This is a genomic window from Pseudomonas sp. B21-032, from assembly GCF_024748965.1.
In the GTDB taxonomy this organism is placed as follows: Bacteria; Pseudomonadota; Gammaproteobacteria; order Pseudomonadales; family Pseudomonadaceae; genus Aquipseudomonas.
In genome coordinates this window covers 3,681,504-3,699,321 of sequence record NZ_CP087180.1, presented here as the reverse complement: position 1 = coordinate 3,699,321, position 17,818 = coordinate 3,681,504, and the positions used below count along the sequence as shown (strand labels likewise).

At 63.5% G+C, this 17,818-nt stretch carries 22 protein-coding genes and 1 tRNA gene; 15 read left to right on the top strand and 8 right to left on the bottom strand.

What is annotated here, in order from left to right; genetic code table 11:
* Positions 1 to 23: 23 nt before the first annotated feature.
* A complete protein-coding gene (locus LOY54_RS16925) occupies positions 24 to 557 on the bottom strand; it encodes a hypothetical protein (protein ID WP_258607288.1) in 534 nt (177 codons plus the stop codon).
* A gap of 100 nt (positions 558 to 657) precedes the next feature.
* Here LOY54_RS16925 and LOY54_RS16920 point away from each other — a divergent pair, with 100 nt between their 5' ends.
* Positions 658 to 1,128 carry an FAD/FMN-containing dehydrogenase gene (locus LOY54_RS16920; RefSeq protein ID WP_258607286.1) on the top strand — a complete coding sequence of 157 codons (471 nt, stop codon included), beginning with the start codon at positions 658 to 660 and terminating at the stop codon, positions 1,126 to 1,128.
* A 176-nt stretch (positions 1,129 to 1,304) separates the two neighbouring features.
* Here LOY54_RS16920 and LOY54_RS16915 read toward each other — a convergent pair whose 3' ends face one another.
* The gene (locus LOY54_RS16915; protein WP_045194217.1) at positions 1,305 to 1,760 is read right to left on the bottom strand and encodes an Lrp/AsnC family transcriptional regulator; all 456 of its coding nucleotides are present in this window, start codon (positions 1,758 to 1,760) and stop codon (positions 1,305 to 1,307) included.
* Positions 1,761 to 1,858: 98 nt separating this feature from the next.
* Between LOY54_RS16915 and rarD the strand changes: the two genes are divergently transcribed.
* A complete protein-coding gene (gene rarD / locus LOY54_RS16910) occupies positions 1,859 to 2,788 on the top strand; it encodes an EamA family transporter RarD (RefSeq protein WP_093381383.1) in 930 nt (309 codons plus the stop codon).
* Here the strand turns inward: rarD and LOY54_RS16905 are convergent.
* On the bottom strand, positions 2,752 to 3,759 hold the full coding sequence (locus tag LOY54_RS16905; RefSeq protein WP_258607284.1) for a GlxA family transcriptional regulator: 1,008 nt from the start codon (positions 3,757 to 3,759) through the stop codon (positions 2,752 to 2,754). The two genes, rarD and LOY54_RS16905, sit on opposite strands and share 37 nt — an antisense overlap.
* Positions 3,760 to 3,886: 127 nt before the next feature.
* Here LOY54_RS16905 and LOY54_RS16900 point away from each other — a divergent pair, with 127 nt between their 5' ends.
* From LOY54_RS16900 to gltS, 9 genes are all read left to right on the top strand, one after another.
* Complete coding sequence (locus LOY54_RS16900; protein WP_038995826.1) at positions 3,887 to 4,099, top strand: PLD nuclease N-terminal domain-containing protein; 213 nt, start codon at positions 3,887 to 3,889, stop codon at positions 4,097 to 4,099.
* Between the two features lie 73 nt (positions 4,100 to 4,172).
* A complete protein-coding gene (locus LOY54_RS16895) occupies positions 4,173 to 4,694 on the top strand; it encodes a GNAT family N-acetyltransferase (RefSeq protein ID WP_258607282.1) in 522 nt (173 codons plus the stop codon).
* Positions 4,691 to 5,254 carry a hypothetical protein gene (locus LOY54_RS16890; protein ID WP_213603960.1) on the top strand — a complete coding sequence of 188 codons (564 nt, stop codon included), beginning with the start codon at positions 4,691 to 4,693 and terminating at the stop codon, positions 5,252 to 5,254. The genes LOY54_RS16895 and LOY54_RS16890 overlap by 4 nt, the downstream gene beginning before the upstream one ends.
* An 86-nt stretch (positions 5,255 to 5,340) precedes the next feature.
* On the top strand, positions 5,341 to 6,000 hold the full coding sequence (locus LOY54_RS16885; RefSeq protein ID WP_045195652.1) for an HD domain-containing protein: 660 nt from the start codon (positions 5,341 to 5,343) through the stop codon (positions 5,998 to 6,000).
* Positions 6,001 to 6,060: 60 nt separating this feature from the next.
* Entirely contained in the window at positions 6,061 to 6,372 is a 312-nt protein-coding gene (locus LOY54_RS16880) for an NIPSNAP family protein (protein ID WP_258607281.1), read from the top strand.
* Positions 6,372 to 7,280 carry a LysR family transcriptional regulator gene (locus LOY54_RS16875; protein ID WP_258607280.1) on the top strand — a complete coding sequence of 303 codons (909 nt, stop codon included), beginning with the start codon at positions 6,372 to 6,374 and terminating at the stop codon, positions 7,278 to 7,280. Before LOY54_RS16880 ends, LOY54_RS16875 begins: the two co-directional genes overlap by 1 nt.
* Before the next feature lie 78 nt (positions 7,281 to 7,358).
* Positions 7,359 to 8,084 carry an IclR family transcriptional regulator gene (locus LOY54_RS16870; protein WP_038995818.1) on the top strand — a complete coding sequence of 242 codons (726 nt, stop codon included), beginning with the start codon at positions 7,359 to 7,361 and terminating at the stop codon, positions 8,082 to 8,084.
* 18 nt (positions 8,085 to 8,102) lie between these two features.
* The gene (hutG, locus tag LOY54_RS16865) at positions 8,103 to 9,041 is read left to right on the top strand and encodes a formimidoylglutamase (RefSeq protein WP_258607279.1); all 939 of its coding nucleotides are present in this window, start codon (positions 8,103 to 8,105) and stop codon (positions 9,039 to 9,041) included.
* Positions 9,042 to 9,084: 43 nt separating this feature from the next.
* Positions 9,085 to 10,293, top strand: coding sequence for a sodium/glutamate symporter (gene gltS / locus LOY54_RS16860; protein ID WP_093381397.1), 1,209 nt, complete (start codon positions 9,085 to 9,087; stop codon positions 10,291 to 10,293).
* A 33-nt stretch (positions 10,294 to 10,326) separates the two neighbouring features.
* Here the strand turns inward: gltS and LOY54_RS16855 are convergent, their stop codons facing one another.
* The 3 genes from LOY54_RS16855 to LOY54_RS16845 form a co-directional block, all read right to left on the bottom strand.
* A complete protein-coding gene (locus tag LOY54_RS16855) occupies positions 10,327 to 10,923 on the bottom strand; it encodes a LysE family translocator (protein WP_258610725.1) in 597 nt (198 codons plus the stop codon).
* A gap of 51 nt (positions 10,924 to 10,974) precedes the next feature.
* Positions 10,975 to 11,811, bottom strand: a complete 837-nt coding sequence (locus LOY54_RS16850; RefSeq protein ID WP_258607278.1) for an AraC family transcriptional regulator — start codon at positions 11,809 to 11,811, stop codon at positions 10,975 to 10,977.
* Between the two features lie 77 nt (positions 11,812 to 11,888).
* The gene (locus LOY54_RS16845) at positions 11,889 to 12,341 is read right to left on the bottom strand and encodes an Lrp/AsnC family transcriptional regulator (RefSeq protein WP_258607277.1); all 453 of its coding nucleotides are present in this window, start codon (positions 12,339 to 12,341) and stop codon (positions 11,889 to 11,891) included.
* Positions 12,342 to 12,495: 154 nt separating this feature from the next.
* On the opposite strand from LOY54_RS16845, the gene LOY54_RS16840 reads away from it, so the two are divergent.
* The 4 genes from LOY54_RS16840 (at position 12,496) to LOY54_RS16825 (ending at position 15,940) form a co-directional block, all read left to right on the top strand.
* Positions 12,496 to 13,119 (top strand): LysE family translocator, encoded by a 624-nt coding sequence (locus LOY54_RS16840; RefSeq protein WP_258607276.1) that lies wholly within the window; start codon positions 12,496 to 12,498, stop codon positions 13,117 to 13,119.
* 114 nt (positions 13,120 to 13,233) lie between these two features.
* Positions 13,234 to 14,331, top strand: a complete 1,098-nt coding sequence (locus tag LOY54_RS16835; protein WP_258610724.1) for a carboxynorspermidine decarboxylase — start codon at positions 13,234 to 13,236, stop codon at positions 14,329 to 14,331.
* Between the two features lie 27 nt (positions 14,332 to 14,358).
* Positions 14,359 to 15,594 (top strand): saccharopine dehydrogenase family protein, encoded by a 1,236-nt coding sequence (locus LOY54_RS16830; protein WP_258607275.1) that lies wholly within the window; start codon positions 14,359 to 14,361, stop codon positions 15,592 to 15,594.
* Positions 15,595 to 15,865: 271 nt separating this feature from the next.
* Positions 15,866 to 15,940, top strand: a tRNA-Gln gene (locus LOY54_RS16825).
* Between the two features lie 49 nt (positions 15,941 to 15,989).
* On the opposite strand, the gene LOY54_RS16820 is transcribed toward LOY54_RS16825, so the two are convergent.
* Together LOY54_RS16820 and LOY54_RS16815 are read right to left on the bottom strand one after the other, a co-directional pair.
* Positions 15,990 to 16,421: an MAPEG family protein gene (locus LOY54_RS16820; RefSeq protein WP_258607273.1), complete on the bottom strand. Its 432-nt coding sequence runs from the start codon at positions 16,419 to 16,421 to the stop codon at positions 15,990 to 15,992.
* Positions 16,422 to 16,510: 89 nt separating this feature from the next.
* Positions 16,511 to 17,776 carry a carbohydrate porin gene (locus LOY54_RS16815; protein ID WP_258607271.1) on the bottom strand — a complete coding sequence of 422 codons (1,266 nt, stop codon included), beginning with the start codon at positions 17,774 to 17,776 and terminating at the stop codon, positions 16,511 to 16,513.
* Between the last annotated feature and the right edge of the window lie 42 nt (positions 17,777 to 17,818).

Here is a 17,818-nt window from a genome sequence, read left to right as displayed (position 1 = left end):
AGTGAAGAAACTGGCCTGAACGATCAGCGCTTGGCCGCCTTGGCGCGCTGATTCTCGTCGCTGCGCGCCCGTGCCGGGATGTTCTCCAGCGAAGTGGGCTTGTCGGCGATGTTGATCACCGTCCACTCCCAGAACGCGCTGGTCCAGTAGGTCAGTTCACCGTCTTCGAGCAGCAGGTCGTGGCGGCCACTGCTGTGCGGCGCTTCTTTGGCCTGACGCATCAACGGCACCAGTTGCATGGCGCGTTCGCTGTCGGTGGTCTCCAGCGACAGCGAAACCTGGCGCAGGCGGTCATCCTTGTCGAAGGCCGCTTCGATGCGGCTGACCTCGACGCCGCCGAGTTTGTAGGGTTCGATGCCCGGTACCGGGTCGACAGCCTGGTAGTACTGACGGGGCACGTTGTAGTGCACGCCGTTGATCAGCCAGACCCGGGTGAAATGCCGCTCCATTACCTCCACGACCTGCGCGCGCGGCATGCCCAGCGTGAACTCGCCAAGGCTCAGCGCCGACCAGGCGGTGGTCGGGAACAGGGCACAGCAGAGCAAAAATGTCAGCATCCTTGGCACGTGGGGTCCTCCTTGAAATGAGCGCAAAGGGTACTGCAGCCCTCGCATCCACGCTAGGATCAGCAGTCCTGCACTGACAATGAGGTCACCTGTGAAATACGCCATTGCCCTGCTACTGAGCCTGATGCCGTTGCTGGCCAGCGCCGCCGAAGTCGGCGAACGCCTGGCGCCCTTTACCTTGCTTGACCAGCACGACCAGCCCTACAGCCTCAACGCGCAGACCCGCGTGCTGCTGGTGGCGCGCAACATGGACGGTGCCAAGCTGGTCCAGGCCGCCGTCGGTGAGCAGCCCAAGGGCTACCTGCAAGCACGCGACGCGGTGTTCGTCGCCGACATCCAGCGCATGCCGGCGCTGATCAGCAAACTGTTCGCGATTCCGGCCATGCGTGACTACAGCTACCGGGTGCTGCTGGACCGCGACGGCAAGGTGGTTGCGCGTTATCCGGGGGCTGAAGGCCAGGTGCTGTGGATTCAGTTGGAGCAGGGGGTTGTGGCGGGGCAGAAGGAATATGCCAGTGCCGAGGCGTTGGCCACAGCGCTCAAGGCGTTGCCGCAGCCATAGTGGATTTGAATGCAGCGCAACGCTGTGGGAGCGGGCTGGACCCGCGATCGAGCGCGAAGCGGTCGCAATCCAGACGCCACCTGATGGGGAGGCTGAACTGACCCCATCGCGGGGCAAGTCGGGTCGCCGCACGGCCGCACACACACACACATGGGCAGTGCAGGCAGGCGCAGATCTTACAGCGGCACCTGCAAGGTCGTCTTGACCCGATCCAGCACCACGATGGTGCGAAACCACTTCACGTTCGGATTGTCGTGAAACAGGCGCTGGGCGATGTCCTGGAACACGGTCATGCTCGCCACCGTCAGCACCAGCAAAAAGTCGGCGTCGCCGGTGACGTAGTAGCACTGCTGAATTTCAGGTCCCGAGAACGCACGCTTCATGACTTCCAGGTCTGCCGACTGGGTGCGGTCGGCGTGCACCTCGACCATCAGGGTAATCACCTGGCCGACTTTGTCCGGGTTGATCACCGCGGCATTGGCCTGGATTACCCCGGTCTTTTTCAAGCGCTGGATCCGTCGCTGCACCGAGGCGCTAGACAAGTGCACCTGCTCGGCCAGCTCACGCAGGGGCTGGCTGTTATCGCGCTGCAGGGCGGCAAGCAGGGCAAGGTCGAACTCATCCAGGTCCATGCAAAAATTTCTCATCTTGAGGGGTGAAAACGAGGGCACTTATCAGTGGCTGCGGAATAAATTATCACCCTCTGCTGGTCCTCATTAAGGAATTTGCAATGACCGCGCATAACTCCACGTTGGGCGTCGTGCTCAATGTTCTCGCCTCGGTGCTGTTCGCGGTGATGTACGCCTACACCAGCCTGCTCGCGCCCCTGGACGGCGCCGAAATCTATGGCTGGCGGATCCTTCTGACCGTGCCGTGCCTGACCCTGATGGTGATCGCCAGCGGGCACTGGCCGCAGGTGCGGCGGATATTCCTGCGCTTGTTCGAAGAGCGCTGGTTCTGGGCGATTCGCCTGGTTTCGGCGGTGTTGCTCGGCGCGCAGTTGTGGCTGTTCATGTGGGCACCGATCAACGGCTACGGCCTGGACGTGTCGCTGGGCTACTTCCTGATGCCGCTGGTGATGGTGATTGTCGGCCGCCTGGCGTTCAAGGATTCGATCAGCCGCCTGCAACTGCTGGCCTGTGCCTTGGCGGCGCTGGGCATCATCAACCAGATCGCCATCGCCAAGGCGATTTCCTGGCCGGTGCTGGTGGTGTCGCTGGGCTATCCGCTGTACTTCTGGCTGCGCCGGGTAACCGACACCAACAACATGGGCGGGCTGTGGTTCGACATGAGCCTGAGCCTGCCGGTGAGCCTGTATTTCGTGCTCAAGGGCGGGGTAGTGCTCGGCCTTGCCGGCGCAGCCTCAAGCTTGCCCTGGCTGGTGCTCGGCCTCGGCGCGATCAGCGCCGCAGCCCTGGGCCTGCAGGCGCTGTCGGCACCACGGCTGAACCTGACCCTGTTTGGCCTGCTGATTTATGTCGAGCCGGTGCTGCTGGTGGTCGCCGCGGTGCTGCTGGGCGACAGCATCGCCCCGGCGCAGTGGCCGACCTATATTGCGATCTGGCTGGCGGTGCTGGTGCTGGTGGTGGAGGGCGGTTTGAGCCTCAACGGCAACCGCCGCGCTTACTCGCCCAGCCGTTGCTCGCGTGAAGGCGGGTAGCCGAAGTAGGCGCAGTAGCACTTGCTGAAGTGCGAGACCGAGACAAAACCGCAGGCAATCGCCACGTCCATCAGCGGCAGGTCGGAATACTGCAACAGACGCCGGCTTTTGGTGATGCGCAGTTCCATGTAATAGCGGCTTGGCGAGGTGCCCAGTTGCGCCTGGAACAGGCGGTCGATCTGCCGGCGCGAACGGCCGCTGTAGGCCGCCAGTTGATCGAGGCTGAGGGTTTCTTCAAGGTTGCTTTCCATCAGTTCGACGATGGTGCGCAGTGGCGCGCTCATGGTTTTCTTCTGGCTGCTGTCGACCCGGCGAAAGCGCGCGCTGGAAAACGCCAGGATCTCCTCGACGCCCTCGGCCAGCGCTTCGCCATGTTGCAGCTTGAGCAGCGCCAGCATCATCTCTAGCGCGCCGTTGGGGCTGGCGGCGGTCAGGCGTTCGCGGTCGAGCACAAAGCTTGCCGGGGTGATGGTGCACTGCGGGCTGCGCTCGGCCAGGCTTGCCCGTTGTTCGGGGTGGATGGTGCAGTTGTAGCCCTCCAGCACCCCGGCACGGCCGAGAAACCAGGCGCCGTTCCACAGCCCGCCGAGGGCCAGATGGTGGGCGGCAGCATCGCTCAGCAGCTTGTCCAGCTGCGGGTACTTGAGTGGGGTACGCAGGCCGCCGCAAACAATCAGCATGTCGAGGTTGTCCAGCGCTGCGCGGTCCAGGTGCGCGGCATAAATCTCCAGGCCCAGGTCACTGGTGACCCGCTCGCTGCCCAGGGAGAACGGCGTGCTCAGAAACAGGTTGCTCTTGAGCAGGTTGGCCGTCACCAGTACATCCATGGCCACGGTAAAGCTGGCCATGGAGAAGTTCTCCAGCAGCAAAAAGCCCACCTGGTACGCCGGGGTCGAGGCAGCCTCGGGGTGCTTGAGGTTGAGCATGTTACTGGTGCTGGATTTCTTGCTGAACTGGCGAGGGGTGGGCAAGGCGCGGCTCCGCGAACTGGCAGGTTGAGGCGATGATGCCAGATATTGCCCGGCCCGCAATGGCAATCAGAATGAACCCCGGCTGGCTGCGCACACCTAACCTTCAGAACCCCTCTGGAGGCTACCCATGGAAAACGGTCATATCTGGATCACCCTTGCCGTATTGCTCACCCTGGTCGAACTCTGGGCCATCAAACGCATCATCGGCAGCAAGAGCCGGGCGGATCGCAAGATGTTGTGGATCGTGTTTATCGTCTTTGTACCCGTGCTGGGCCTGATTGCCTGGGCCGTGGCCGGGCCGAAAGCCAGCGCGGGGGTGCCGATTTCGCGGGAGGGTTGACCCGGCGGCTGGCGACAGGGATTGTAGGGGCGACGGCGCATCGTCGCGCCTGCATGACCCAAGGAAGCACTTCATGCCGCTGTTTGAAACCCCACGCCTGCTCGTGCGCGAACTCTCGCGTCAAGACCTGCCCGCCCTGACCGCCATTCTCAGCGACCCTGAGGTGATGAAATTCTCGGTGCGCGGTGTCTGCGACGAACAGATGACCGGGGCTTTTATCGACTGGTGCGTGCAGTGCTACGCCAGCTACGGCATGGGCCAATGGGCGCTGGTCGACAAGGCCAACGGCGAGCTGGTCGGTTTTTGCGGCGTCAGCCCGGAGCAGGTCGAAGGGGTAGAGCAGGCCAGCCTGGGCTATCGTCTGGCTACACGCTATTGGGGTCAGGGACTGGCCAGCGAAGCGGTGCGCGGCGTGCTTGAGCACGCGTTCAACGAGCACCGGCTGGCGGCAGTGATTGCAATTATTGAAGCGGCCAACATCGCCTCCTTGCGCGTGGCGCAAAAAGCCGGCTTCAATGCCTTCGATACTGTGCAGTTTCACGAGCGGCCGGTGCGGGTGTATCGGCTGACGCATCCGCACTGGAAGGCCCCATGACCACCAGCAGACACCTCGACCCGTTGCGCCAGGTCATCCGCCAACAAGCGGTTGCACCCGCACCTGCGCCGTGGCGGTTGACTGGCCAGTTCACCGTCGCCGGCCTGCTGGAGATCGGTTTTGACCGTGACAGCGAGCGGCTGCTGGTGGCTTCGAGTTCAGGCCGCAGTGTGATCGACTGTCGCAGCGGCGAGAAAATCGCCCGCGACCGCACCGACAACCTGGGCAGCGACCATTATCTGGAAACCCGCGGCATCGGCCCGCTCAACGAGCGGGTGATCCGCATGTCCGGCATCCAGGGCGGCGGCCTGCCGATCAGCACCAGCGATGGCTGGGTGGTGGAGAACATCACCCTGGCCTGGCCCGAGCAGCACCTGCTGCTGGTCGAGCCGGGTTCCTGGCTGCATGGCGCGCGCTACAACCGGCCCGCCAGGTTTCATACCCTGGCAATCGAGACCGAAGTGCGTGCCTTCGGGTTTTCCTATACCGGTTTGAGCCTGGTGATCGCCACCGGTGGCGAGTTGCTGATCTATGGCCGCGCGGCGGCTCTTCGCGGGTGAATCGTGTTGCCCGGGTTACGACCGCTTCGCGCTCGATCGCGGGCAAGTCCCGCTCCCACAGATTTCGGTATACAGACCCAATGCTGATGACTACCCAACCTTTCCATCCCTGCCAAGCCCTCGCTGATCTTCTGTTGCCGCACCTGCCGGCGGACAACGGCGATGGCTCTCACGACCTGACGCATATCCACCGGGTCTGGAGCAATGCCCGGCGGATTCAGGCCCGGGAGGGTGGTGATCTGTCCATCCTGCTGGCCGCCACGCTGCTGCACGATTGCGTCGCGGTCGAAAAGAACTCGCCGCTGCGCGCCCAGGCCTCGACCTTGTCTGCTGAAAAAGCTGCGCGGATACTCGCCGATCTTGGCTGGCCCGGCGAGCGCATCAGCGCTGTTGCTCATGCCGTCGCTACGCACAGTTTTTCAGCCGGCCTGGCGCCGGAAACCCTCGAGGCAAAAATCCTTCAGGACAGTGACCGTCTGGACGCCATCGGTATGGTCGGTGTGGCTCGCTGCTTCTATGTCGGTGGGCGCATGGGCTCGGCCCTGTACGATTTCACTAATCCCAGCGCGGCAGGCCGCGACTACCTGGACCACCAGTTCAGCCTCGAGCACTTTCACACCAAATTGCTGAAACTGGCCTCGGGCTTTCAAACCGGGGAGGGCGCACGTCTGGCGGCCGAGCGGCATCGGCGGCTTGAGCTGTTTGTGCAAGGTTTCATGGATGAGATTGGCGGCCCTCAAGACTGATGCGGGCGGCGCTGGAATCGTGCATTCTCGGCTGCCGAGCAACTTCAGCGAGAGCCACCAATGATCACCTGCTACCTGCGCTACGTCCTCGACCCCTACAAACTTGCCGAGTTCGAACACTACGGCAAACTCTGGATCCCGCTGGTGGAGCGCTTCGGCGGCCAGCACCACGGCTACTTCCTGCCTTCGGAAGGTGCCAATAATATCGCCCTGGCGATGTTCACCTTTCCAAGCCTTGCCGCGTACGAACGCTACCGCCAGGACTCGATGAACGACCCCGAGTGCCTGGCCGCCTTCCAGTACGCCCAGGACACCCGTTGCATCCTCAGCTATGAGCGCTCGTTCTTGCGCCCGGTGTTCGGGCAGGACTGATGAGCACGCTTTTTGACCTGGAACTGTTCGTGCGGGTGGCCGACGAGGGCAGCCTGTCTGCCGCTGCGCGCAGCCTCGACATCACCCCGGCAGCCGCCAGCCTTGCGCTCAAGCGCCTGGAAACGCGCCTGCAGGTACGGCTGTTTGCCCGTTCGACCCGCCAGCAACGGCTCACCGACGAAGGCCGGCGCTACCTCGACAGCGTGCGCCTGGCCCTGGGCGCGCTGGCCGAAGGCGAGCAGGCCCTGCGCGAGCAGGCGCTGGAAATGGGCGGCCTGCTGCAACTGGCGGCGCCCTCTGACTTTGGCCGCAGCGTGCTGCTGGCCTGGCTCGATGCGTTCAAGCGCGAATACCCGCGGGTACAGCTGCAACTGCTGCTCAACGACCAGGCCAGCGACCTGTACCGCGAACCAGTCGACGTCGCCCTGCGTTTTGGCGTGCCGGCCGATTCCGACATGGTCGCCTTGCCGATTCTGCTCGATCACCACCGCGTGGCCTGCGCCAGCCCCGAGTACCTGGCGCGCCACGGCACGCCCTCTATGCCCCAGGAGCTGGCTGACCATCAGTGCGTGATCTACCAGCGCAACGGCCGGCCCTATGACCTGTGGCGCTTTGTGCGTGGCAGTGAAGTGAACGAAGTGCGGGTGCACGGCGAATACCGCTGCGATGACGGTGAAGTGGCCCGGCGCTGGGCCCTGGCCGGGCGTGGCGTGGTCTACAAGGCCTGGCTGGACGTGGCCGCGGACGTCGCGGCCGGGCGTTTGCAGCGCTTGTTCGGCGACTGGCAGGGCGAGCACGCCCCGGTGTACCTGATGTGCCCGCACCGGGCGCAGGTGACCGAGCGGGTCAAGGCATTGCAGGGCTTTTTGCAAACACGCTGCCTGCAGTGGGCGGCCAAGGGGCTATAAGTAGGATATTTCCCACTCAATGGGAATCGAGTTTCACCTATTGAGAAAGACTGTGCACCATGGCGCCAAGGAGCACATATGACCTACACCACGCCCACCGATCGCCTGCTGCAGATCCTCGTCGCCCTCGGCCAGGCCAACGAGGCCGTGTCGGCCAAGGAGCTGAGCCTGCAACTGGACCAGCCCCTGAGCAGCACCTATCGGCACCTGAAGACCCTGCTGCGTTGGGGCCTGGCCGAAGACAACGGCCATGGTCGCTACCTGCCGGGCCCGGCCTGCCTGCAACTGGCGAAGAAGTTCGACCGCGAAGCACTGCTGGTGTCGCTGGCCAAGCCCGAGCTCAAGCGCCTGGCCGAACTCAGCCAGGAAAGCGTGGCACTGATGGTGCCGAGCAACGGCCAGGCCATTTGCATCGAACTGATCGACAGCCCGCAGCCACTGCGCTGCTGTTACCAGAAGGGCCTGGCGCAACCGCTGCGGGTCGGCGCGTCGGCGCGGGTGTTGCTGGCGCACATGGAGCCGGCGCGCAGCCTGGCGATTCTTGAAGAGCAGGGCCTGGAAGCCGAAGCACTGGACAGCTACCGCCAGAGCTTCGTGCAGATCCGTGACCAGGGCTATGCCATCAGTCTCGGTGAAATCGACGACGGCATCTGGGGCGTCAGTGCCCCGGTGCTCGACAGCCGCAACCGCCTGCATGGCGCAATCAGCCTGATGGCCCCGGCCATTCGCGCCCGGCAGAACAGCGAGCGCCTGACCCGCTGGACCTGCGACGTGGCCCTGCGCATCGGTGCGCGGCTGGACTGAATCTACTGGAGTACCCGCATGAACAGCACTACCGCACTGCCGCTCTGGCAGGGCCGCGTCGACGCCGCAGAAGGCACGGCGGCCCTGCGCTGGCACCAATGGGTGCAGCCCTGGGCTGATGACCAACCGGCTGGCAACGCCCTGGTGGGCCTGGCCTGTGACGAAGGGGTGATCCGCAACCAGGGCCGCAGCGGCGCCCGCCAGGGGCCGCCGGCCCTGCGCAAGGCCTTGGCCAACCTGGCCTGGCGTGGCCAGCGCCCGGTTTATGACAGCGGCGACTTCGTCTGCCTCGGTACTGACCTGGAAGGTGCCCAGCAGGCCTATGCCAAGCGGGTGACGCAACTGCTGGAGCAAGGGCATCTGCCGTTGGGCCTGGGCGGCGGGCACGAAATCGCCTATGCCAGTTTTCTCGGCCTGGCTGGCCATTTACGCCAGCAAGAGGCGCAGCCGCGCATCGGCATTCTCAATTTCGATGCCCACTTCGACCTGCGCCACAGCGCCCAGAGCAGCTCCGGCACGCCGTTCCGGCAGATTGCCGAGTACTGCCAGCAGGCCGGCATGGCCTTTGAATACTGCTGCCTGGGCGTCAGCGAGCTGAACAACACCCAGGCCTTGTTCGACCAGGCCCAGCGCCTGAACGTGCGTTATCGCCTCGACCGGCAGATGCAGCCGTGGAATATCGCCGCGCTGGAGACCTTCGTCGATGACTTTCTCAGCGGCATCGACCACCTGTACCTGACCCTCTGTCTGGACGTCCTGCCGGCCAGCCAGGCGCCCGGCGTCAGTGCGCCCTCGGCCCATGGCGTCGAGCTGATGGTGGTCGAGCACCTGGCGCGGCGCGCCAAGGCCAGCGGCAAGTTGCGCATGGCCGACATCGCCGAACTCAACCCCGGTCTTGACCAGGACCAACGCACCGCGCGCATCGCTGCACGGCTGCTGGCCAGCCTGGTCGACTGAAGCCCACAACCCCTATCCAACTATAAAAAGAAGAGTGTTAACCATGCTGACCCTGCAACTCGATGCTCTGACCACCGTCGCCCTGGCGCTCCTGCTGCTGGCGATGGGTGCGCAACTGAAGAAGCACAGCTACTGGCTGCGCCAGCTCTGTGTCCCGGCGCCGGTCATCGGCGGTTTTGGCTTTGCCCTGGTGGTGTGGCTGCTGCGTGACCAGCAGTGGCTGGACATCAAGCTCGACACCGCCATGCAAACGCCGCTGATGGTGGCGTTCTTCACCACCGTCGGCCTGGGCGGCAGCCTTGGCCTGCTGCGCCAGGGCGGCAAGATCCTGTTCATCTACCTGGGTGCCTGCTGGGGCCTGGCGCTGCTGCAGAACCTGGTCGGCGTGGGCATGGCCAAGGCCTTGGGCATCGACCCGCTGCTGGGGATCATGGCCGGCGCCGTGTCGCTGGAAGGTGGCTTTGGCGCCGCCGCAGCCTTTGGCCCGATCGCCGAGAGCCTCGGCACGGTCGGCGCCACTACAGCCGCGCTGGCCTCGGCGACCTTCGGCATGGTTGCCGGTGGCTTGCTCGGCAGCCCGGTGGCGCGTTACCTGATCGAACGCAAGAAACTGGTGGTACAGGCAGACCAGGTCGATGCCCTGCAAGCCCTGGAAAAAGCCAATGAAACCCCCGTTGTCAGCATTGATACGCCGGTGCTGCTGCGCTTGCTGACCTGCATGTTGGTGATCATGGTGCTCGGCTTCTGGATCGGCGATGCGCTGAAGGCGCACCTGGGTATCGTCCTGCCGGTGTACGTCGGCGCCATGTTCGTCGCCATCCTGGCGCGCAACTTCAACGACCGCGCCCGGGTCATCGAGATTCCCGACAATGCCGTCAGCACCTTGGGCGACATCAGCCTGGGCATGTTCCTGACCATGGCGATGATGAGCCTGAAGTTCTGGGAGCTGGAGCAACTGGGCCTGCCGCTGCTGGTGATCCTGGTGGTGCAAGTGCTGATCATGGTGCTGCTGTGCATCTTCGTCTTGTTCCGCCTGTTCGGCGGCAACTACGACGCGGCGGTGCTGTGCGCCGGCTACATGGGCCATGGCCTGGGCGCGACGCCGAACGCGGTGGCCAACATGGGCGCGATCTGCGACCACTACAAGGTGTTCTCGTACAAGGCCTTCATCATCGTGCCGCTGTGCGGGGCGGTGCTGATCGACATCGTCGCCTTGCCGCTGATTACCTGGTTCATCAACGCCTTCAGCTGAGGGTGCGGGGCGGGGCGCAAGGCCCCGCCGTGGCTATCCCAGCACCGCCAGCCAGGCCGAGGCAATCAGCAGCAGCGCCAACAGCTGATTGAAGCGCCGGGCCTTTTGCGGCGAGCGCAGCAAGCGTGCGCTGCCAACGCCCATCAGCGCCCAGCTGGTCATGCATGGCAGGGCGATGAGCAGAAACAAGAGCGCCAGTTGCAGCCTGTCCTGCAACGGGTTCGCGCTGGCGCTGCTGAAAACCCCGAGCACCGCGACCGCCATCAACCACACCTTGGGGTTGATCAACTGCAACAGTGCCGCGTCCCGGGCCCGCAGGTCTCGGGGGCTGTCGGGGCTGGCCAGCGGTGCTGCGCCAGCATTGAGCAATTGCCAGCCCAGCCAGCTCAACCAGGCCACGCCGAGCCAGGTCATCAGTTGCTGCACTCGCGGGTAGGCCAGCAGCACTTCACCCAGCCCCAGGCCGACCAGCAGCACCACCAGCGCGGCGGCCAGGCAAGCGCCAAGCACCAGCGGCAGGGTCGCGCGCAAACCGAAACGCGCGCCATGGCCGAGGATCAGGATATTGGTCGGGCCGGGGGTGATACTGGCGACAAAGGCGAACAGGGCAAAGGGCAGCAGATTGGGCAACATGATCGGACTCCAGTGCAGGGGAGCCCCATGTTCCCGGCTGGTGGGCTTTCAGTCTGGAAGCTTTGCGCAGCGGCGACGGTAATCGGCAGGTGTGAGCCGGTAGGCGCGGCGAAACCAGCGGCCCAGGTGGCTCTGGTCGGCAAAGCCGAGGGCGGCGGCGACCACTGCCGGGCTGTCGCCACGGGCCAGCCAGCGGCGCGCCTTGGCCAGGCGCAGCTGGATCAGGTAGGCATGGGGCGCCAGGCCAAAGGCACTCTTGAAGGCACGGTTGAGGCGAAAGCGATCGACCTGGCAGGCCTCGGCCAGCTCCACCAGGCCAATGTCCTCGGTGTAATGGGCGTGCAGATACTCGCGGGCGATGCGCGCCACCTGCGGCAGGCGTGGGTCGGGGTCGATGCGTTTGCGCCACAGGGTATGGCGGGTCATGCAGCCGAGCAGCTCGTCCATTGCCGTCTGCCGGAGCATTTTCAGCTCACCGCCATGCAACGCCTGAAAGGCCCGGGCAATGGCCCCGCACAGCTGCGGGTCGCCACTCAAGGTGTCGGCAAAGCTGGGCTGACTAGCTGCTGGCGCCTGCTCGAACAATGCTTGCAGCTCGCGCTCCAGCCACTGTGGGTCGAGGTAGAGCATCGAGTAGGTGAAGCCGTCCGCGGTCGGTGCATGGCCGTCGTGGATTTCCCCAGGTTCGAGCATGAATACCTTGCCCGGCGTGCTGAAGTGCTGCAGCTGGCGGCAATGAAACTGCTGCACGCCCTGCTCGGTGACACCGATCAGGTAGCTGTCGTGCCAGTGCGGGTCGTAGGCGTGGCCCTTGAAATGCGCGCGCACCGACTCGATGCCGGTGTCGGCGTCCTGGGCGAGATCGATCCAGTTATGGCTGGGCACGGCGGGCTCCGGGCAGTGAGGCATGCACGACCATAACCCGTTTGTGCGGCGGGGTTTAGAACAATTGTGCGCGCAGCTTACATCGGCAACGAGCGGTTCTCGATCACCCGTTTCATCACCAGGGTCGAGGTCAGGCGCTGCACATTGGGCAGGGTCGACAGTCGCTCGTCATACAACTGCTGGAAGGCTGGCAGGTCGCGGGTGACCACCTGCAGCAGGTAGTCCGGATCACCAAACAGCCGCTGCGCTTCGACGATCTGGGCAATCTCCTGCAGCGCCGCTTCGAAGGCGCTGACCGCCTGGCGATCACCTTCGCGCAAGGTGACGAAGACCATGGCCGAAAAATTCAGCCCCAGGGCGCCCGGCGCCAACTGCGCGCGGTAGCCCTGAATCACCCCGGATTGCTCCAGCGCGCGCACCCGGCGGTGACAGGGCGACAGGCTCAGGCCCACCCGGTCGGCCAGTTCGGTCAGCGACAGGCGCCCGTCGTTTTGCAGCTGCGCAAGGATCTTGCGGTCAATCCTGTCCATGGGGAAGAACCTTTCTGTTCTGGCCGTTAGTTCTGGAATATTAGAAAGATAATCCTATCAGCTTTTCTCTAATCTCCCGCTCAACGTCAGATCAGCGAGCGGAGGCAAGCATGCAGGCAAGAAAATTCCAGATTCAGCACCCGGAGCTGTGGCCATGACCTTGAACATGCTGGCCGCGTTCTGGGCGGTGTCGTTATTGTTGGTGATTACCCCGGGGGCGGACTGGGCCTACGCGATTTCCGCCGGGTTGCGCGGGCGGGTGGTGGTGCCGGCAGTGGCCGGGTTGCTGCTCGGCCATCTGCTGGCAACCCTGATTGTCGCCGCCGGGGTAGGGGGGCTGGTGGCCAGCAACCCCATGGCCCTGACCCTGCTGACTGTGGCCGGTTGCGGTTACTTGCTGTGGTTGGGCATCAACATGCTTGTTCATCCTTCAGCGCCGCAGGCCGGGCTGGCGCAACAGTCGGCGTCGTGGGCACGCTGGGCGTTCAAGGGCGTCTGCGTCAGTGGTCTGAACCCCAAGGTGTTCCTGCTGTTTCTGGCTTTGCTACCGCAGTTCACCGATGCCATGGCCGCCTGGCCCGTGCCGGTGCAGATCGTCACCCTGGGCCTGGTCCATGCTTTTAGTTGCGCGGTGGTTTACCTGCTGGTGGGCTTTGGCTCCCAGGCGGTATTGCAGGCGCGGCCGGCGGCGGCGCAGGTGATCAGCCGGGTGTCGGGGCTGGCGATGGTGGTGATTGCTGCGGTTTTACTCATCGAGCAATGGCTCGGTCACGGTTGAATGCACCGAAATTGACCGCCGATCCAGGGAAAAGCGCTTTAGCTCTTTCGACTTGGGGCAAGGGAAGGCACAATGCGTGTCCTTTTTTTGGCCGGCCTGGCCGGGGGCCTCGAAATGATCAAAACGCCGTACTACCTCATCGATAAAACCAAGCTGCTGCGCAACATGGAAAAGATCGCCTATGTGCGCGAGCAGTCCGGGGCCAAGGCCCTGCTGGCACTCAAGTGCTTCGCCACCTGGTCGGTGTTCGACCTGATGGAGCAGTACATGGACGGCACTACCTCGTCGTCGCTGTACGAGCTCAAGCTCGGTCGCCAGAAGTTCGCCGGCGAAGCCCACGCCTACAGCGTGGCCTGGGCCGACGATGAAATCGAAGAGATGCTCGACAACTGCGACAAGATCATCTTCAACTCCATCGGCCAGCTCGAGCGTTTTGCCGAACAGTCTGAAGGCAAGGTCCGCGGCCTGCGCGTCAACCCGCAGGTGAGCAGCTCCGACTACCTGCTGGCCGACCCGGCGCGCCCGTTCAGCCGCCTGGGCGAGTGGGACCCGGTGAAGGTCGAGGCCGTCATCGAGAAGATCTCCGGTTTCATGTTCCACAACAACTGCGAGAACGGCGACTTTGGCCTGTTCGACCAGATGCTGTGCACCATCGAAGAGCGCTTCGGCCACCTGCTGCACAAGGTCGAGTGGGTCAGCCTTGGCGGCGGTATCCACTTCACCGGCGAAGGCTATGCAATCGACGCCTTCTGCGGGCGCCTGAAAGCCTTCTCCGAGAAGTACGGCGTGCAGGTTTACCTGGAGCCGGGCGAAGCGGCGATCACCCAGAGCGCCTCGCTGGAAGTTACCGTGCTCGACACCCTCTACAACGGCAAGCACCTGGCCGTGGTCGACAGCTCGATCGAAGCGCACATGCTCGACCTGCTGATCTACCGTCTGAACGCCAAGCTGGCGCCAAGCGAGGGCGAACACACCTACATGGTATGCGGCAAATCCTGCCTCGCCGGTGACATTTTCGGCGAATACCAATTCGATCGTCCGCTGGCCATCGGCGATCGGCTGTCGTTTGTTGACGCAGCGGGTTACACCATGGTCAAGAAAAACTGGTTCAACGGCCTGAAAATGCCGTCCATCGTAGTGAAACAACTCGACGGTAGTGTCGAGCTGGTTCGTGAGTTTGGTTTCGAAGACTACTTGTCCAGCCTGTCGTAAGCTGGCAGTAAAGGAGAGCAAGAGAAATTGAAGAAGAACGTTCTTATCATTGGTGCAGGAGGTGTCGCCAAGGTGGTGGCCCACAAGTGCGCGCAGCACAACGACGAACTCGGTCGTATTGCTATCGCGTCGCGCAACATCTCCAAATGCCAGGCCATCATCGACAGCGTCAAGGCCAAGGGTAGCCTCAAGCAGCCCGCACAAATCAAGGCCTTCGCGCTGAATGCGCTGGACGTCGAAGCGACCAAAGCGCTGATCCGCGAAACCGAATCGCAAATCGTCATCAACGTCGGTTCCGCTTTCCTCAACATGTCGGTGCTGCGTGCCTGCATCGATACTGGCGTGGCCTACCTGGACACCGCCATTCACGAAGAACCGGGCAAGATCTGCGAGACGCCGCCCTGGTATGGCAACTACGAGTGGAAACACCTCGAAGAGTGCCAACAAAAGAACGTTACCGCCATTCTTGGCGTGGGCTTCGATCCGGGCGTGGTCAACGCCTACGCCGCCCTGGCCAAGCAACAGTATTTCGACAGCATTGATTCGATCGACATCCTCGACGTCAATGCTGGATCCCATGGCAAGTACTTTGCCACCAACTTCGACCCGGAAATCAACTTCCGCGAGTTCACCGGGCAGGTGTGGAGCTGGCAGAACAGCCAGTGGACCAGCAACACCATGTTCGAAGTCAAGCGTACCGACGACCTGCCGGTAGTCGGCTCGCAGAACCTGTACCTGACCGGCCACGACGAAGTGCACTCGCTGTCGAAGAATCTCGACGTGCCGAACGTGCGTTTCTGGATGAGCTTCGGTGAGCACTACATCAACGTCTTCACCGTGCTGAAAAACCTTGGCCTGCTCAGCGAGCAACCGGTCAAGACCGCCGAAGGCCTTGAAGTGGTACCGCTCAAAGTGGTCAAGGCGGTGCTGCCGGATCCGGCCTCGCTGGCTCCGGGTTACACCGGCAAGACCTGCATCGGCGACCTGGTCAAGGGCACCAAGGACGGCCAGCCGCGTGAAGTGTTCATCTACAACGTAGCGGACCACGAAGAGGCCTACGCCGAAACCGACAGCCAGGGTATTTCCTACACCGCAGGCGTACCACCCGTAGCAGCAGCGCTGCTGGTTGCCCGTGGCGAGTGGGACGTGCAGCGCATGGTCAACGTCGAGGAGCTGCCAGCCGAGCCGTTCCTCAAGGCACTGGATGTGATGGGCCTGCCGACTCGGGTTAAAGACGAGAACGGCGACCGTCCGTGGAACTGAGTTTCATACGGCGGTAAAACACCGGTTGCGCCTTGTCGGGCGTAGCCGGTGAACGGTCGAGGCGCCGGTCTGGCGCCTCGATTCAGAGTAAGTGGCTGTTTTAACAACAATTTGTTTGCCTGGGGGCTTCCCAGACGCAACCAAGTTTGATAAATTGCCAACCATTCTTGCAACGGCCCTCACGGGGCTGGCAGCGCAGGCCCGCAACTTCCCAGGTTGCGCCACGCTGCATCATCGCAAGCGAGTGCCAGGCACTCATCGCTACAGCTACAGGGGCGTCGCCAAGCGGTAAGGCAGCAGGTTTTGATCCTGCCATGCGTTGGTTCGAATCCAGCCGCCCCTGCCATTTTCTCGTTGCAAATTCCCAATACTTAAGAACTTCCTGGCAAGCCCGATCAGAAATGCCGCAGGGCGCCCATGCTGACCATCGCCGCCATCGCCAACAGGCAGACGATTGCCACGGCGTAGGCGATCGTGCGCCACGGTTGCCAGCGGGCCAGAAAGCACAGCGTGTGCAGCAGGCGGGCGACGGTGAACAACAGCATCAGCCCGGCCGTAAGCATGAGCGGCGGGTTGAACACCAGGCACAGCGCGCCGAGCACGAAAAACAGCGGAATGTTCTCCAGATCGTTGGCCCAGGCCTGAGCCGCACGGGCGACCTGCGGCAGTTCCTCGGCGCTCGGCGGGCGGCCGACCAGGCCGGCGTCTTCGGGGTTCTTGAAGGTCAGGCGGCTGATGCGATAGAAACCCTGATAGCAGGAGATCGCCAGCATCTTCACAAACAGCACGACCACGCACAGCGCGTAGATGGAAAGCAGCGTATTCATCTTCAATCCTTGAAAACCGGGAGCGCGATCATCGCCCGGATTGCCCGGGCGCGTATAGACCAACCGGCGCTCACCGGTGTCAGCAAGGCTCAGAACGTGGCTTTGACCTGCAGGCCGAACACCAGCGCGTTGTCGATGTTCTCAGCGGAAAACGCCCCCGGCTCGATGATGTATTGCACATCCGGGCGCAGGGTCAGCCACGGGGTGGCCTGGTAGCCGTAGCTCAGCTCAACCAACTGCTCGGCGCTGTCCAGGTTGGGGTAGGCAACCCCTGCGGCCACGGCGGCGTCTTGCTGCACATCACGGCTGCGCGGGTTGGGCACGGCGCGGCCATAGCCGAAGGCAAGCGTGTCACGCGGGCGGCCTTCGAACGGCTTGTACAGCACCACGCCTGCGCCATACCACTTGCTGAACGGCGAGGCGGCGGCGCTGGCGGCCGAGTACTGGCCGAAGGCATGCAGGCTGCGGCCCTCGGAGCTCTGCGAGGCCCACACGGCCTGGTCCACCAGCAGGTAATGGCCGCTGCGGCCGGACACCTCTTTGTCGCTGCCGATGCGTTTCACATCGGAGCTGTCGTAGTAGTAACCGAGCTTGTATTCACCGGGCAGTTCGCCGGCCAGCTTGTACACCAGCTCCACCGGGACCACAGTGCCGGTGGTGTGCTTGGGGCCCAGGTGCCAGGCGCGGCTGGAGTTGCCGTTGCTTTCGGGGTCGACGTTGAACGCCGCCACGCGCAGTTGCCAGGCCGGCGAAAGGTCGTATTTGACCCGCAGGCCCAGGTGCGCGTTGGGGTAGTTGGTCCAGCCGCTGCCGCCGGACATGTTCAGCGGATGGCCGCAGAAACCGGCGTTCATGAAGTTGCAGAGGATGCCGCTGTCGAGGCCTCCGAGGTCGTTGCCCATGGCCATGTAGCCGAGCTTGAGGTTCAGCGCCGGGGTGAACAGGCTGCGCTCGTAGCTCAGTTCAGTCAGGCGGGTGTAGAGGCCGCCGTAGTTTTCCTGAATCGGCAGGCGGTTGCCCACCAGGTCTTCGGAGGCACTGTTGCCGCGGCGGTCGTTGACTGTCAGCTGGACTTTGCCGCCGTTGTCCAGGCCGTACAGCTTGCCAAGATCAAACTGCACGCCCAGCTTGAGGTTCTGCGAGTAACGCGCCGAGCGGTGCAGGCCACCATCGGCGTTGTAGGCGGTTTCGCCGCTGTAGTCGCCAGTGAACTTGATGCCCTGTTCGTCGAGCTGACGGCGCAGGCCGCCCCAGTCGCCGGTCAGGGTGTTGCGGGTCATCAGGTCGTCGGCCAGGGCCGTGGTGCTGGCCAGGGCCAGGAGCAGGGCAGGGGTGATGCGAGAAGCGCGGGGCATTGCGGGGTATTCCTGGGAGTTCGGTAAAAGTCCCATCGCGGG

Excerpts from the sequence above, each read along its gene's own strand:
- LOY54_RS16925 (WP_258607288.1), bottom strand. The coding sequence starts at position 557 with ATGCTGACATTTTTGCTCTGCTGTGCCCTGTTCCCGACCACCGCCTGG.
- LOY54_RS16915 (WP_045194217.1), bottom strand. The coding sequence starts at position 1,760 with ATGGACCTGGATGAGTTCGACCTTGCCCTGCTTGCCGCCCTGCAGCGC.
- rarD (WP_093381383.1), top strand. The coding sequence starts at position 1,859 with ATGACCGCGCATAACTCCACGTTGGGCGTCGTGCTCAATGTTCTCGCC.
- LOY54_RS16900 (WP_038995826.1), top strand. The coding sequence starts at position 3,887 with ATGGAAAACGGTCATATCTGGATCACCCTTGCCGTATTGCTCACCCTG.
- LOY54_RS16895 (WP_258607282.1), top strand. The coding sequence starts at position 4,173 with ATGCCGCTGTTTGAAACCCCACGCCTGCTCGTGCGCGAACTCTCGCGT.
- LOY54_RS16890 (WP_213603960.1), top strand. The coding sequence starts at position 4,691 with ATGACCACCAGCAGACACCTCGACCCGTTGCGCCAGGTCATCCGCCAA.
- LOY54_RS16885 (WP_045195652.1), top strand. The coding sequence starts at position 5,341 with ATGACTACCCAACCTTTCCATCCCTGCCAAGCCCTCGCTGATCTTCTG.
- LOY54_RS16880 (WP_258607281.1), top strand. The coding sequence starts at position 6,061 with ATGATCACCTGCTACCTGCGCTACGTCCTCGACCCCTACAAACTTGCC.
- LOY54_RS16875 (WP_258607280.1), top strand. The coding sequence starts at position 6,372 with ATGAGCACGCTTTTTGACCTGGAACTGTTCGTGCGGGTGGCCGACGAG.
- LOY54_RS16870 (WP_038995818.1), top strand. The coding sequence starts at position 7,359 with ATGACCTACACCACGCCCACCGATCGCCTGCTGCAGATCCTCGTCGCC.
- hutG (WP_258607279.1), top strand. The coding sequence starts at position 8,103 with ATGAACAGCACTACCGCACTGCCGCTCTGGCAGGGCCGCGTCGACGCC.
- gltS (WP_093381397.1), top strand. The coding sequence starts at position 9,085 with ATGCTGACCCTGCAACTCGATGCTCTGACCACCGTCGCCCTGGCGCTC.
- LOY54_RS16845 (WP_258607277.1), bottom strand. The coding sequence starts at position 12,341 with ATGGACAGGATTGACCGCAAGATCCTTGCGCAGCTGCAAAACGACGGG.
- LOY54_RS16840 (WP_258607276.1), top strand. The coding sequence starts at position 12,496 with ATGACCTTGAACATGCTGGCCGCGTTCTGGGCGGTGTCGTTATTGTTG.
- LOY54_RS16835 (WP_258610724.1), top strand. The coding sequence starts at position 13,234 with ATGATCAAAACGCCGTACTACCTCATCGATAAAACCAAGCTGCTGCGC.
- LOY54_RS16820 (WP_258607273.1), bottom strand. The coding sequence starts at position 16,421 with ATGAATACGCTGCTTTCCATCTACGCGCTGTGCGTGGTCGTGCTGTTT.
- LOY54_RS16815 (WP_258607271.1), bottom strand. The coding sequence starts at position 17,776 with ATGCCCCGCGCTTCTCGCATCACCCCTGCCCTGCTCCTGGCCCTGGCC.